This is a genomic window from Pseudoalteromonas sp. APC 3694 (assembly GCF_030407565.1).
Lineage (GTDB): Bacteria > Pseudomonadota > Gammaproteobacteria > Enterobacterales > Alteromonadaceae > Pseudoalteromonas > Pseudoalteromonas tetraodonis.
This window is the reverse complement of the sequence record NZ_JASDDE010000022.1, coordinates 1-13,776: the sequence shown is the minus strand read 5'-3', so window position 1 is coordinate 13,776 and position 13,776 is coordinate 1. Positions and strand designations below refer to the sequence as shown.

Annotated in this window: 15 protein-coding genes; 8 read left to right on the top strand and 7 right to left on the bottom strand. The window is 41.6% G+C overall.

The annotated features are described in order from the left end of the window. Positions 1-8 precede the first annotated feature (8 nt). From trkA to def, 4 genes are all read right to left on the bottom strand, one after another. A complete protein-coding gene (trkA, locus tag QMA00_RS09475) occupies positions 9-1,385 on the bottom strand; it encodes a Trk system potassium transporter TrkA (protein ID WP_054202928.1) in 1,377 nt (458 codons plus the stop codon). Between the two features lie 84 nt (positions 1,386-1,469). Continuing rightward, the gene (gene rsmB, locus QMA00_RS09470) at positions 1,470-2,765 is read right to left on the bottom strand and encodes a 16S rRNA (cytosine(967)-C(5))-methyltransferase RsmB (RefSeq protein ID WP_010392746.1); all 1,296 of its coding nucleotides are present in this window, start codon (positions 2,763-2,765) and stop codon (positions 1,470-1,472) included. After that, positions 2,758-3,711 carry a methionyl-tRNA formyltransferase gene (fmt, locus tag QMA00_RS09465; RefSeq protein ID WP_076922769.1) on the bottom strand — a complete coding sequence of 318 codons (954 nt, stop codon included), beginning with the start codon at positions 3,709-3,711 and terminating at the stop codon, positions 2,758-2,760. The genes rsmB and fmt overlap by 8 nt, the downstream gene beginning before the upstream one ends. A 31-nt stretch (positions 3,712-3,742) precedes the next feature. Then, positions 3,743-4,249 (bottom strand): peptide deformylase, encoded by a 507-nt coding sequence (def, locus tag QMA00_RS09460; protein ID WP_076922770.1) that lies wholly within the window; start codon positions 4,247-4,249, stop codon positions 3,743-3,745. 119 nt (positions 4,250-4,368) lie between these two features. Here def and QMA00_RS09455 point away from each other — a divergent pair, with 119 nt between their 5' ends. From QMA00_RS09455 to hemF, 6 genes are all read left to right on the top strand, one after another. Further along, positions 4,369-5,490, top strand: coding sequence for a LysM domain-containing protein (locus tag QMA00_RS09455; protein WP_076922771.1), 1,122 nt, complete (start codon positions 4,369-4,371; stop codon positions 5,488-5,490). Between the two features lie 28 nt (positions 5,491-5,518). Beyond that, entirely contained in the window at positions 5,519-6,610 is a 1,092-nt protein-coding gene (gene dprA / locus QMA00_RS09450; RefSeq protein ID WP_076922772.1) for a DNA-processing protein DprA, read from the top strand. A 1-nt stretch (position 6,611) separates the two neighbouring features. Continuing rightward, a complete protein-coding gene (locus tag QMA00_RS09445) occupies positions 6,612-7,085 on the top strand; it encodes a DUF494 family protein (RefSeq protein WP_076922773.1) in 474 nt (157 codons plus the stop codon). 138 nt (positions 7,086-7,223) lie between these two features. Continuing rightward, positions 7,224-7,799, top strand: coding sequence for a type I DNA topoisomerase (locus QMA00_RS09440; protein WP_076922774.1), 576 nt, complete (start codon positions 7,224-7,226; stop codon positions 7,797-7,799). 23 nt (positions 7,800-7,822) lie between these two features. Beyond that, complete coding sequence (locus QMA00_RS09435; RefSeq protein WP_028834913.1) at positions 7,823-8,386, top strand: L-threonylcarbamoyladenylate synthase; 564 nt, start codon at positions 7,823-7,825, stop codon at positions 8,384-8,386. A 2-nt stretch (positions 8,387-8,388) separates the two neighbouring features. Next, on the top strand, positions 8,389-9,306 hold the full coding sequence (hemF, locus tag QMA00_RS09430; protein WP_016900046.1) for an oxygen-dependent coproporphyrinogen oxidase: 918 nt from the start codon (positions 8,389-8,391) through the stop codon (positions 9,304-9,306). 46 nt (positions 9,307-9,352) lie between these two features. Here the strand turns inward: hemF and QMA00_RS09425 are convergent, their stop codons facing one another. Continuing rightward, positions 9,353-10,957, bottom strand: a complete 1,605-nt coding sequence (locus tag QMA00_RS09425; RefSeq protein WP_076922777.1) for a methyl-accepting chemotaxis protein — start codon at positions 10,955-10,957, stop codon at positions 9,353-9,355. Between the two features lie 102 nt (positions 10,958-11,059). Next, positions 11,060-11,497 carry a group II truncated hemoglobin gene (locus QMA00_RS09420; RefSeq protein WP_076922778.1) on the bottom strand — a complete coding sequence of 146 codons (438 nt, stop codon included), beginning with the start codon at positions 11,495-11,497 and terminating at the stop codon, positions 11,060-11,062. 52 nt (positions 11,498-11,549) lie between these two features. On the opposite strand from QMA00_RS09420, the gene aroE reads away from it, so the two are divergent. Then, positions 11,550-12,374, top strand: coding sequence for a shikimate dehydrogenase (gene aroE, locus QMA00_RS09415; RefSeq protein ID WP_076922775.1), 825 nt, complete (start codon positions 11,550-11,552; stop codon positions 12,372-12,374). Further along, positions 12,371-12,625, top strand: a complete 255-nt coding sequence (locus tag QMA00_RS09410) for a DUF1488 domain-containing protein (RefSeq protein ID WP_013463676.1) — start codon at positions 12,371-12,373, stop codon at positions 12,623-12,625. Before aroE ends, QMA00_RS09410 begins: the two co-directional genes overlap by 4 nt. A 14-nt stretch (positions 12,626-12,639) precedes the next feature. On the opposite strand, the gene QMA00_RS09405 is transcribed toward QMA00_RS09410, so the two are convergent. Beyond that, positions 12,640-13,179 (bottom strand): gamma carbonic anhydrase family protein, encoded by a 540-nt coding sequence (locus QMA00_RS09405; RefSeq protein ID WP_076922776.1) that lies wholly within the window; start codon positions 13,177-13,179, stop codon positions 12,640-12,642. Positions 13,180-13,776 lie beyond the last annotated feature (597 nt).

Below are 13,776 nucleotides of genomic sequence, written 5' to 3'. Positions count from 1 at the left end.
GGGATTACTTATAAAAAGATTGCGCTAACTTGGAATAACTTTTCAACCACGTTAATGTGCTTTTTATCAATTAAGAACATAATTACATGATCGCCTGATAGAATTATCGTGTCGTCGTGGGCAATTAGTACATCGTCATTACGTACAATTGCACCTATTGTGGTACCTGCTGGCAATTTAATATCTGCAATCGCGCGACCCACTACTTTAGATGTGTTTTCATCACCATGGGCAACTGCCTCTATGGCTTCTGCAGCCCCTTTACGCAGTGAATACACGTTTACAATGTCGCCTCGGCGCACGTGCGTAAGTAACGCAGAAATAGTCGCTTGTTGTGGTGAAATAGCAATATCTATTTCGCCGCCTTGTACTAAATCAACGTAAGCACCTCGCTGAATAAGCACCATGGTTTTTTGTGCCCCCATGCGTTTTGCGAGCATGGCCGACATAATATTCACTTCATCATCGTTAGTAACGGCAATAAAAACATCAACTTGTTCAATGTGTTCTTCTGAGAGCAGCTCTTGATCGGACGCATCACCACAAAATACCACGGTGTTGTCTAGCATTTCAGAGAGTTGCTCTGCGCGCTCTTTACTGCGTTCTAATAATTTAACGCTGTGGTTTCTTTCCAGTGAACGGGCTAGGCCAGCACCAATGTTACCCCCACCGGCTATCATAATTTTTTTGTACGAGCGTTCCAGTTTTTGTAGCTCGTTCATTACCGCACGAATATGTTTGGTGGCGGCAATAAAAAATACTTCATCGTCGGCTTCTATTACGGTAGTACCCTGCGGTTTTATTGCCTTGCCTTGACGGTAAATAGCGGCTACCCGGGTTTCTACATTAGGAATATGTTGCTTAAGTGTAGATAGGGCATAGCCTACCAATAAACCGCCATAGTAGGCTTTTACAGCTACTAAAGAGAGCATGCCGTCGGCAAATTGTAGTACCTGTAATGCACCAGGGTAATCTATCAAACGGCGAATATATTTAGTAACGAGTGCTTCTGGGGCTATGTAATGATCGACCGGTAAATCATCATTATGAAAGAGTTTTTCACGGTATTTTAAATACTGCTCAGAGCGAATGCGGGCTATTTTGGTTGGCGTATTAAAAATACTGTAAGCAACTTGGCATGCCACCATGTTTACTTCATCTGAGCTGGTTACGGCGATAATCATATCGGCATCTTCAGCTCCCGCGCGACTCAACACATCAGGGTGGGCGCCGTGGCCTGCAACACCTTGTAAATCGTATTTATCTTGCAGTTCACGCAAGCGGTTACCGTCGATATCAACTACGGTTATTTCGTTTTGTTCACCCACTAGGTTTTCTGCGAGTGTGCCGCCAACTTGCCCAGCACCGAGTATGATTATTTTCATTATGTACCCGTATTATTAATACTAATTACATCAAAATAATAACTACCTCAAAAGCGAGGTAGTTAAATGTGTTGCGTGGCAATACTAGGCTTTTTTAACTAATTTAGCGTAGTAAAAACCGTCACTTTCACCTGGTAACAGCTGTAAGCCTGGTGTGGTTTTTGTGTCTTCGCTGTGCAGAGGAATATGCTCCACATCGTCGTTATTAGCTAAAAACTTAGCAACTTGTTGTTGGTTTTCTTGAGGAAGTACCGAGCAAGTTGCATACACTAATGTGCCGCCTGGTTTTAACAATGGCCAAATGCTATCGAGTATATCGCCTTGTAGGGTCGATAAGTCGTTAATGTCGGATGCGCGACGTAGCCATTTTATATCTGGATGACGACGAATTACGCCCGTTGCAGAGCAGGGTACATCTAACAAAATACGATCAAACTGCTCTTCATCCCACCAAGTGTGAGGTTGCGATGCATCACCACATTGTAAGTCGGCGCCCAAACCTATGCGTTCTAGGTTTTGTTTAACACGTTCTAGGCGTGTGGCATCGCTATCAAGCGCGAGTACATCTGCATCGGCAAGCTCTAAAATATGGCAGGTTTTACCACCAGGCGCTGCACAGGCATCAAGTATTGCATCACCATTTTGTGGGTCTAGGTAGCGAGCTGCAAGCTGCGCTGCCGCATCTTGTACTGAACAAGCACCGGTATCAAACTCAGGAAGTGAAAATACATCGCGTGGTTTGCTTAGTTTAATGCCATCAATAAAATCAGGGTTTAGAGTATGTTCAATATCGTTAGCGGTTAGCATTTCGCTATATTCTTGGGTGCTAAACTGCGATTGATTCACTCGCAGCCACATTGGCGCTTGCTGTTGGTTTGCTTCTAGAATGTCTTCCCAGTGATCTGGATAGGCTTCTTTTACTTGCTTTATAAACCAGTTTGGATGGTTGTATAAACATACCGGAATTTGTTTGGCTTTTTCTTCAAGCTCAACTTGCTGACGTTGAAAGCTTCGTAAAATGGCGTTAATAAGCCCTTTTAAGCCAAGAGCGCGCAATTGTTGTAACGCATTAACCGTTTCGCTAATTGCTGCATGTGGCGGTACACGCATGTGTTGTAGTTGGTAAATGCCCACATACAATAAAAACTGAAAAATACGACGTTTGCCTTTAAGCGGTTGCTCGACTAGATGCTGGCAATAATTTTCTAGGCTAGGTAAGTAACGTAATACTCCGTAGCAAATTTGCTGCAGTAAGGCTTTATCTTTAGGTGATAGGCCTTGGCTAGCGAAAGGAAGTTCCTGATTAAGCGATGCGCCTTTATCAACCACGTTATATAAAGTTTCAGCGGCTAGCGCTCTGACATTGCTTACATTACTCATTATTTTCGCCTAATACAGTGCCGGGAGTGACCCAATCGCTACGACCGTTTAAAAAATCATTAATTGCCATTGGCTTTTTGCCTTGTGGTTGTAATTCGCCAATAGATAAAGCGTGTTTACCACAAGCCACAACGATACCGTTTTTATCACTTGCTAAGACAGTGCCAGCTGCGCCTGATTGTTCAACCACGTTTGCTTGGTATATTTTTACCGTATTACCACGCATTTGGGTAAAGCATACTGGCCATGGGTTAAAGGCACGAATGTTACGCTCGATTTGCTCGGCATCCATAGACCAATCAATGTTGGCTTCGTCTTTTGAGAGTTTTTTAGCGTAATTGGCATCGGTATCGTTTTGTGGTTCAGGCGTTATTTCCCCGTTGGCTAAACGATTTATGGTATCGATTAATGCATCAGGCCCGAGTTCAGCAAGCTTAGTGTATAAGCTGGCACTGGTTTCAGTATTATCAATAGGGCAGCGGCTAATATGCAGCATATCGCCGGTATCTAGCCCTTCATCCATTTGCATTATCGTTACACCAGTTTGCTGATCGCCTGCCCAAATAGCACGTTGAATAGGTGCGGCACCACGCCAGCGAGGTAAAATAGAACCATGCACATTTAAACACCCTAAACGCGGGGCATCTAAAATGGCTTTAGGTAAAATTAAACCGTAGGCAACCACAATCATAATATCGGCATTGAGGCTATTTAATTCCTCAAGTGCTTCATCTGTTTTGAGAGATTGCGGCTGAAAAACAGGGAGGTCATGTTCTAGTGCAAGCGCTTTTACTTCACTGGCTTTTAGTTTTTTTCCGCGACCCGCTGGACGATCTGGTTGACTGTAAACGCCCACAATTTGGTGTTCACTATTGATGAGTGCTTGCAGATGGCGTGCAGCAAAGTCCGGCGTACCGGCAAATATAATGCGTAATGGTTGTGTCACTGAGTTTCCTAATTATTTACTAAGGTGCTTATTATTGCGCTGCAAACTTCGCTTCTTTTTCAAGCTTTTTACGGATGCGTTGGCGCTTTAATGGAGATAAATAATCAATAAATAATTTACCTTGAAGGTGATCAAGCTCATGCTGAATACAAATCGCTAATAATTCGTCGGCATCAAGAATAAATTCTTTACCTTCTTCGTTGAGTGCAGCCACGGTGACGGTTTCTGCGCGATCAACTTTTGCGTACGAGTGAGGAACTGATAAACAGCCTTCTTCGCTCACGGTAGAGCCATCTTTTTTGATAATTTGTGGATTGATAAGTACTAGCGGTTCATCGCGCTCTTCTGATACATCGATCACCACAATACGTTGATGAATATCAACTTGCGTAGCAGCAAGTCCAATACCATTTTCATCGTACATAGTTTCTAGCATATCTTTGACAATTTCACGTACTTGGTTGTCAACAACAGTTACTTCTTTTGCGATTGTACGTAAACGTTCATCTGGAAATCTTAAAACTTCTAACCTAGCCATAGTTACCTTTTACACTTATGCTTAAATTTAGGGTATCGTATGTTCTTATTTTAGCCATTCACGTTCCCCTTTAACAGGTTTTGATTAATAATAATGAAAAAACACTATGAGGAAGCTCAATGAAATCTCCATTCATTGCAATAATACTTGCATTAGGTGCTGCTTTTCCTGTGCTAGCAGATGTACTAACTATAAAAAAAGACGCTCCTAAACAATACGTTGTAAAAAAAGGTGACACGCTTTGGGATATCTCAGCGATATATTTAAACGAGCCATGGCTTTGGCCTGAGTTATGGCAAATGAACCCGCAAATAGACAACCCTCATCTTATTTACCCGGGCGATGCGTTAGCATTAATTTACGATGCAGACGGTAATCCGCGTTTAGTGATTAATAAAGCGTATAGAAAGCTATCACCTATGGGGCGTATTACACCTAAAGGGAAAGACGCGATTACCACGTTACCGCTTGAGTTGATTAAACCGTATTTGTCGTTTGAACAAGCGATAAACAGCGATACGATAAAAGAAAAACCCTACATTTTGGGTGCAAACGAAAATACCAAAACCCAAACAATCGATCATATTTTATATGTTAAAGGTAACTTAAAGCGCAATCAGGCTTATGCTATTTACCATGAAGGGGCGCCTTACACCGATCCTAAAACAGGTGAAAAGCTAGCGAGTAGAGCATCTTATGTAGGTATGGCTCGCGCTTTTAGAGCTGGTGATGCGGCTAATGGTGAACCTGCCTCAGTCAGAGTTGAATCAGTTAAGCGCGAAATCAAGCAAGGTGATTTTTTATTACCCGCAATGGAAGGGCAGATGCTGCCAGTGTATTTTAATATGCATCGTCCTACCCAGCCGTTGCAGGGTCATGTAATTGCCTCTCCCCGTGAAGTGAGAGAATTTAGCACGATGGATGTGGTGGTGCTAAACTTAGGCTCTGAACAACAAGTTGAAGTAGGTCATGTAATTGATATTGAACGTCAATCACCTAAAGTAATTGATGGCGCTCGAGGTCCGCGTTATACAGAAGACTCAAGTCGTTTAGAAAAATTGGTATCGGCTACTAGCGAGTTGTTTGGCTCAGAGAGCGATGAAGATAGCATTACGTGGAATATGCCAGCAGAAAAAGTTGGTGAAATGATTATTTTTAAAGTGTATGACAAAGTTAGTTATGCACTCATCACTAAAAATCAGCACCCAATTCGCATTGGAGATTTAGCAGTTATTCATTAAGTAGCGAGTCGGTGTTCTAGGAGGGAACATGGAGCAATCGTTTGGCAAGCTAAGCCATTGGCTTGCCTTTTACTTATGCAAAGGGCTTGGAATAAAAACACTATTAGCCCTCTCTAAGCAGCACAGTTTAGAGTCGCTGTTTTCCTTATCGCATTCCCAGCTGGTTATGTTGGGCTTAACAGCGAGTCAAGCAAGCAATTTACTTAATACAAATTGGCAGCAAGTTGCGCATTATGAACAGCTTATTAGCCAGCAACATATTATTGTTATTAGTATTTTTGATACCACCTACCCAGAACACTTAAAACAAATAGCCAGTGCGCCATTATTACTTTTTTGTAAAGGCGATATTAGCTTACTGTCTTCTCCACAAATTGCGATTGTTGGCAGTCGAAATGCAACCACCACAGGACTTGAAATTGCTGCAGAATTTGCACATCAGCTAACGCTTGCTGGCATAACAGTAACCTCTGGTATGGCGCGTGGCATTGATGGTGCTGCCCATAAAGGAGCGCTGGCAGGAAATGGTAAAACCATTGCCGTACTAGGGACTGGGGTTGATGTTTATTACCCTAAACGCCATAAGTTACTTACAGAGCAAGTATTAACACAGGGTTTATTGGTAAGTGAGTTTTTACCGGGCACCGCGGCCAACGCGCATAACTTTCCACGACGTAATCGTATTATTTCAGGACTCTCTTTAGGCGTTTTAATTGTTGAAGCCGAAATTAAAAGTGGCTCACTGATCACCGTACGTTATGCGCTTGAACAAAATAAAGAGGTTTTTGCGGTGCCAGGCTCAATTAAAAACCCGCTGGCACAAGCAAGTCATTTTTTAATTAAGCAGGGTGCTAAGCTGGTTGAGAACGTCGCCGATATTCTTGATGAGATGAACTTTTCATACCCTTCTGGTCTAAACTATAAAGAGTTAACTGATGCTGTAACCTCAGATTGCGAGGTGCTTAACAGTATTGGTTTTGAGGTGACCAGTGTGGACGATATTATGCGTCGAGTACAGTGGCCAATTGATAAAGTACAAGCGCGATTGCTTGATTTAGAGTTAGACGATCAAATTGAACGTGTATTAGACGGCTATATTAAATTAAGCGCTGGAGGATAATATGTTTGATATTCTCATGTATTTATTTGAAAACTATGTTCACAGCGAAAGTGATGTATTTGTTGAGCAAAGCACACTTACCGATGAGTTACTTCGCGCTGGGTTTAACAAACCCGAAATTAACAAAGCCATTGACTGGTTAGATCAACTTGCCGCATTGCAATACAGCAATGAGTCGCCTTATTTATTAGCCACTCCACAACATGCAGTGCGTATTTTTACCGACAGTGAGTGCCAAGTTCTCGACACCGAATGTCGCGGCTTTTTAATGTTTGTTGAACAAACGGGCGTTATTAATAGCACCACTCGTGAAATGGTGATGGACCGTTTAGCGGCGCTTGATAATTCAGCTATTACTTTGGAAGATTTAAAATGGTTAACTCTTATGGTGTTATTTAACGCCCCTGATTCTCAGCAGGCGTATGAGCAAATGGAAGATCTTATTTTTGATGAGCCCAGTGAAGTATTACATTAACAGGTTCACGACTAATGATGTGAGTAATCATTATTGCGTGTTTTATTATTTTCAGCGTTAACAAACCGACTGCCAGAGCTTGTATCTTTAAGGGTTTTGGGTATATTAGGCGAAAATTCACCAACCACTAGGATTTACATGAGTAAAATCGATCATTCACTTTTCGCGGCTAATAAACACGCCTTAGAAAAAGAATATGAGATATGCCCGCAATGTGGTTCAGAACTCGTCATTCGTAATAGTAAATCTGGGCCTTTTTTAGGCTGCGCTAGTTACCCTAAGTGCGATTTTATTCGCCCGCTTGCACATCATGATAGCAACGAAATCAAAATACTTGAGGACAGCGAGTGTCCAGAGTGTAGCAAGCCGCTGGTGGTGAAAAATGGCCGCTACGGTATGTTTATTGGCTGTACCGGTTACCCTGAATGTCATTATATTGCCAGTGAGCATGACGATACGCCAAGTGAAGAGCCTGTGATTAGTTGCCCTAAATGTAAAAAAGGCCACTTGGTTTCACGCAGCAATAAATTTGGGAAAGTGTTTTATTCTTGCGACTGTTATCCAAGCTGTAAATATACGCTTAATCATAAACCTGTAGCTCAAGCGTGTCCTGTATGTGACTGGCCAGTTGTTACTGAGAAAAAGACCGCGAGTGGTGTTGTGTTACAATGCCCACAAAAAAGCTGTATGCATAAGTTTGCTGCCACTGAATAACGTAAATATCTCTGGAGACAATTTTGTCTGACCTTTCTTCTTTATCTGCTGCAATAACTAGCTTAGAACAAGGCGATGTTATTTTATACCCAACCGAAGCTGTTTATGGCCTTGGTTGCGATCCTGACAATCAACAGGCGGTGGAACGTTTACTTGATATTAAACAACGCCCCGTTGAAAAAGGGCTTATTTTAATTGCTGACAATTACGGGCAATTATTAAAATATGTCGATGACGCTAAGCTGCCTATGGATAAACGTGCCGATATTTTTTCAAGTTGGCCAGGCGCACTCACTTGGGTGATGCCTGCAGCTAAGTCTACCCCAAAGTGGTTAACAGGGCAGTTTGATACTATTGCAGTAAGAGTAACTAACCACCCTACAGTTAAACGTTTATGCCAACAGTTTGGTAAACCACTGGTATCAACAAGTGCAAATTTAACCGGCCAAGCAACGGTAACAAGTATTGTTGAAGCTCAGCAGCAGTTTGGCGAGCAGGTTAGTTTTTATGTTGATGAACCATTAGGTGGTAATACGCAACCAAGTACCATTAAAGATGCCATGACAGGCAATGTATTCAGAGGTTAACGATGCAAAGCGAATTATTAAAACAAGTAAAAGCGTACTTTATGGCTTTGCAAGATACCATTTGCCAAGGCTTAGAAGCAGCAGACGGGAAAGCACAGTTTGTTGAAGACAGCTGGCAGCGAGAAGAGGGCGGCGGTGGTCGTACTCGCGTTATCACTAATGGTAATGTGATTGAGCAAGGGGGAGTTAATTACTCTCATGTATTTGGTGCCTCTATGCCGGGCTCTGCCACTGCACATAGACCTGAGCTTGCCGGGCGCAGTTTTCATGCGTGTGGTGTATCGTTAGTGATCCACCCTAAAAACCCACATATACCAACAAGCCATGCCAATGTGCGCTTTTTTATTGCCGAAAAAGAAGGTGAAGAACCGATTTGGTGGTTTGGTGGTGGTTTTGATTTAACCCCGTTTTACCCTGTACTTGAAGATGTAGTGCATTGGCACCAAGTTGCGCACGATGTGTGTCAGCCTTTTGGCGATGATGTATATCCAAAATATAAAAAATGGTGTGATGAATACTTTTATTTAAAACATCGAGATGAAACCCGTGGCGTAGGCGGCTTATTTTTTGACGATTTGAATGAGTTAGGTTTTGAGCAAAGCTTTGCATTTATGCAATCGGTGGGTAATGGCTTTTTAGATGCTTACGTTCCTATTATTGAGCGTCGCAAAAACGATAAGTACACCGAACAACAACGCGACTTTCAATTATATCGCCGTGGTCGTTATGTTGAGTTTAATTTAGTCTGGGACCGTGGCACATTATTTGGCTTACAAAGCGGTGGCCGAACTGAATCTATTTTAATGTCGATGCCACCTTTAGCCCGTTGGGAATATAACTTTACCCCAGCCGAAGACAGTGCAGAGGCATTGCTATATAAAGACTTCTTAAAGCCACGTGATTGGTTAGCTCTGGGCTAAGAATGATATGCCAGTCAATAAACTACTTATTGACTGGCTTTTAAAATTATTGTTTTAGTTTAAAGCTTCGTACCTGCTCATCTAACGAGCGAGCTAAATTGAGTAACTCTTCACTGACTTTTTGATTTTCATCCGCATCCACTAACGATTGCTCTGCATTATCACTGATACCAACAACGCTTCTGTTTATTTCTTCGGCGGCTAGATTTTGCTGCTCTGTCGCATCGGCTATTTGTATATTTAGCTCATTTATTTCATTCATTTGGCTAGAAATATCTTTTAAAGCCTGTGCAACTTGTTGTACTTGTTGCGCTCTTTCGTCTGCCTCTGCACAGGACTCACCCATGGTTTTAACTGTTTGCGCTGCTTCTGATTGCAACTTATCTATAGTACGGCGTATTTCATCGGTAGAGGCATGAGTTCGGGTTGCTAAAGTTCGTACTTCATCAGCAACAACGGCAAACCCTCGGCCTGCTTCACCTGCACGGGCAGCTTCAATGGCTGCATTAAGTGCTAATAGGTTTGTTTGCTCGGCGATACTGCTGATCACCTCAAGCACTTTACCCACTTCAAGCGTTTGCTCTTGCAGTTGTCTCACTTGATCTGCCGCTTGGCGTACATCTTCAGCTAGTTGATTTATACTGAGTTCGGTTTGCTCTGCAACCTGCATGCTTTGCTGTGCTAGCTCATTACTGTTCTCTGATTTTTCTTGAGCAAAATGAGTGGTGTTTCTTACTTCATTGGATGAGCTTTCTAGCTCATTAATTGCTGCAGCTACCGAGTCGGTACTTTTCTTTTGTTCTAAAATAGCGCGCTCAGTAGTATCGGCAGAAGTATAAATTTTCTCTGCTGAATGAATAAGCACTTTTGAAGAGTGAGATACCTGAGCAATGTTATCTTTAAACGTAGCAATCATTTGGTTAAAACTAGTGGCAAGCCAGCCGAGTTCATCTTCGGCGTTATCTTCAATGCGTAAGGTTAAATCTTTATTAGTAGTGGCTAAGTGCATTGCATGGCCGAGCTTTTTAAGGCGTACTATAAATATTTTTCTAAACACTATACCTAGCAGCACAAAGGCAATAATAAAAATAGTAGACAGTAGGCTGGTGGTTATTAATGTGTTGTAAGTTACCTCACTATCAATATCAGCTAAGGAATAGCTAATTTTTACCACACCTAGTACATCGCCTTCTTGCGCTTGATGGCAGCCTAAGCAGTTTGTACCTTTGTAGTCTGTACTAGCAAACATAGGGCGAAGATAGGTCATACTGCGATTATTATTGCTTTGCTCTATAAATAAACTTTCTTTGCCTCGCAGCGCTTCGCGTTCACTATTATTACTCGCTGTTTGGTTTTTATCGCCTGGTCCATACAGCTTATTGACTATGTCAGAGCGAATAATATGAGCGTCTTCAATATTAGGATGTTTACGAAGCTTTTGGCTCAATAATTCTCGATTAGCCATAGTACCCGTTAGCATCATGGTGTTTATTGAATCAAAATAGTTATCGGCAAGTAGCTTAATATTTTCTGCCACCGTATCTTGTGCGAGCGTGCGCTGTTGACTCGCACTACTAAAAATACTAGCTATGAGTACTATAATGCCGGTTAATGCTAACAAAGCATAAATTTTATGTTGGATTGATTTCACACGCGCCACGCTTTTCTAACTATTTAATAGGATATTATCTTTATTTTAGAAAAGCGGGTTTTGACTTAGCGCAAATAATCCCCAATTAAAGAACGGGATAGATTAATGCTGATTAATCATATGACTGGCAAGCTGTGCCAGTGATTGGCGTAAACCTTCGCGTAAAACGGGGTTATCAACTTCTATGTCTAAGGTTTTATTCATGCAATACATCCACTGATCACGTAAATCTTGATCAATAGGAAATGGCATATGACGTTTGCGCAGCATTGGATGGCCATGTTTTTCTACAAATAAGTCTGGGCCACCAAGCCAACCCGATAAAAACTCAAAAAATACTTGGCGAATTCTATCTAATGGTTGAGGATGCATATCATATAACGGTTTAGCGTATTCATCGCTGGCCATTATGTCGTAGAATCTATTGGCAATTGCACGCGTGGGCGCTTCTCCGCCGATGATTTCATACGGGGTTTTCTCTGGCGTAGGCGCTTGAGTGGTTGTAGACGGCTTTGATCTTGAAAAGAGTCTTTTAATCATAGTTTTATCATCGTTAATAGGCAGTACTAAAACTGCAAAGAGGTTGTTTAAAATGGATAAATATGCGGTTTTTGGAAATCCAATCAAACATTCAAAATCTCCCAGCATACATCAGCAGTTTGCTAAGTCATTGGGAGAGCAAATCGACTATCGCGCAATATTAGCACCTATCGATGGATTTGAAAAAGCAGTCGCTACTTTTTTTGAACAAGGGGGCAAAGGCGCAAATGTCACTGTTCCTTTTAAAGAGCAGGCCTTTGCTTTAGCCGATGAACTAACCTCAGTGGCTAAACTTGCAGGCGCAGTAAATACCCTTAAAAAGCGCGATGATGGTACCTTACTCGGTGATAACACCGACGGCATAGGCTTTGTGAACGATTTACTAGCGAATAAAATAACAATAACAGGTAAACGCCTATTGATAATTGGTGCAGGTGGCGCTGCCCGTGGTGTTATTTTACCTTTACTTGAGCAACAGCCTAAAGAAATTATTATCGTTAATCGCACTGCACATAAAGCCCAAACTTTGGCAAAACTCTTTACCGAGCACGGCAATGTTTCGGGGTATGGTTTTGACGACCTTCCTCAAGTTGATTATCACTTGGTTATAAATTCAACCTCGAGCAGTATGAATAACGAATTACCTGCACTAAGCTCTAAGTATTTAAGCGCATGTGAAATGGCTTACGATATGTTTTATGCGACGCAAAATACGCTATTTATGAATTGGGTGAGCGAACACAATAAAGCGGCTAAGCTATTAGATGGCAGTGGCATGTTAGTAGGGCAAGCTGCACAAGCTTATTATGTATGGCGAAATAAAATGCCGGACATTGTTTCCGTTGTTACTGCACTAAAGCAGGGAGTACTTAAATGAATCAAGCAATACAGTTTATAGACCGACTCGAATTTAGAGAGCCAACTCACCAGCTAGTTTTTTTTGCACAAGTAAGCGGAATGCTAGTTGAGTGTGTGATTGCTGTAAGTAGTTTAAATTTAGCCGATGAGAGTCATGCAACGCGTTATTTTGAACAATATCGATTTGATTATGAAGAGCGTGCCGAGCAGCTAATCGAAGACGAAAGCTATAACTCGGCAGGGCAAATAGAAGTGAGTTTACTTAATTAAGCAAAAAATTGTGGTTATTTCGCGTCTTCAGCTAAGTATTCATCTTTAAGCTGCACGTAATTATCGGCAGACACTTTTAAAAAGCTCAGCTCTTGCTCTGTTAAAGGGCGGGCTTGTTTCGCTGGGCTACCTACATATAAATAGCCAGACTCTAAACGCTTATTAGGAGGTACTAAAGCACCACCACCAATAATCACCTCGTCTTCTACAATCACGTTATCCATAATAATGGCGCCCATGCCCACGAGTATGCGGTTACCTAGAACGCAGCCATGCAGCATTACCTTATGACCCACGGTAACATCATCACCAATAATAAGTGGGTAACCCTCAGGATTGCTTTTAGTCGCTCTTGATAAATGTAAAACACTGCCATCTTGTATATTAGTACGCTTACCGATACGAATATGATTAACATCACCACGGGCAGCAACTAGTGGCCATACACTACTATCATCACCTAGGGTGATATCACCAACTAATACAGACGACTCGTCTATATAAACAGAATCATTAAACGCAGGAGTTATTCCTTTATAAGAACGTATTGCCATATATGCACCTTTAAATTAAACAATATGAATAGTATCAGTGTAACAGTAGCGCTTATTTAAGTACCAGCAAAGCCTGATTTGATTATAAAACTAGCTGTTTTATCAGTTTTAGCTCAGATACTGACCGAACAGTGTGTTTTTTTAGTTTTTCTTTAAAAAAGTACTTGCGTAAAAATCTGTTCTCCCTATAATGCGACCCCACTGAGACGGCAGAGCGCAACGCATAGCGAGGCATGAGCTACTCATAGAGTTAAGTAAAACTTAAGTTTAAATAATCGCAAGAAAGTTTAAAATTAAGTGTTGACTCGAAAAATAAAGGATGTATTATACGCATCCCTAGCGACAACGTCGCAACGTTCTTTAACAATATAAAGCAATCATCTGTGTGGGCACTCGTACAGGTTGAGTTCTAACAGCGAAGCTTAGTTTACTAAGTGACGCAAACAAATTTAGAGTCTCAATTGAACTGAGTGACCAACGGAAACAAGTTTACTTGTTTCAGCACAGTCAATTCGATTCGAAAGAATCAAAATTCAGAATTTATTGAGCTGTCGAAAGACATAAAACTTTTTAATTGAAGAGTTTGATCATGGCTCA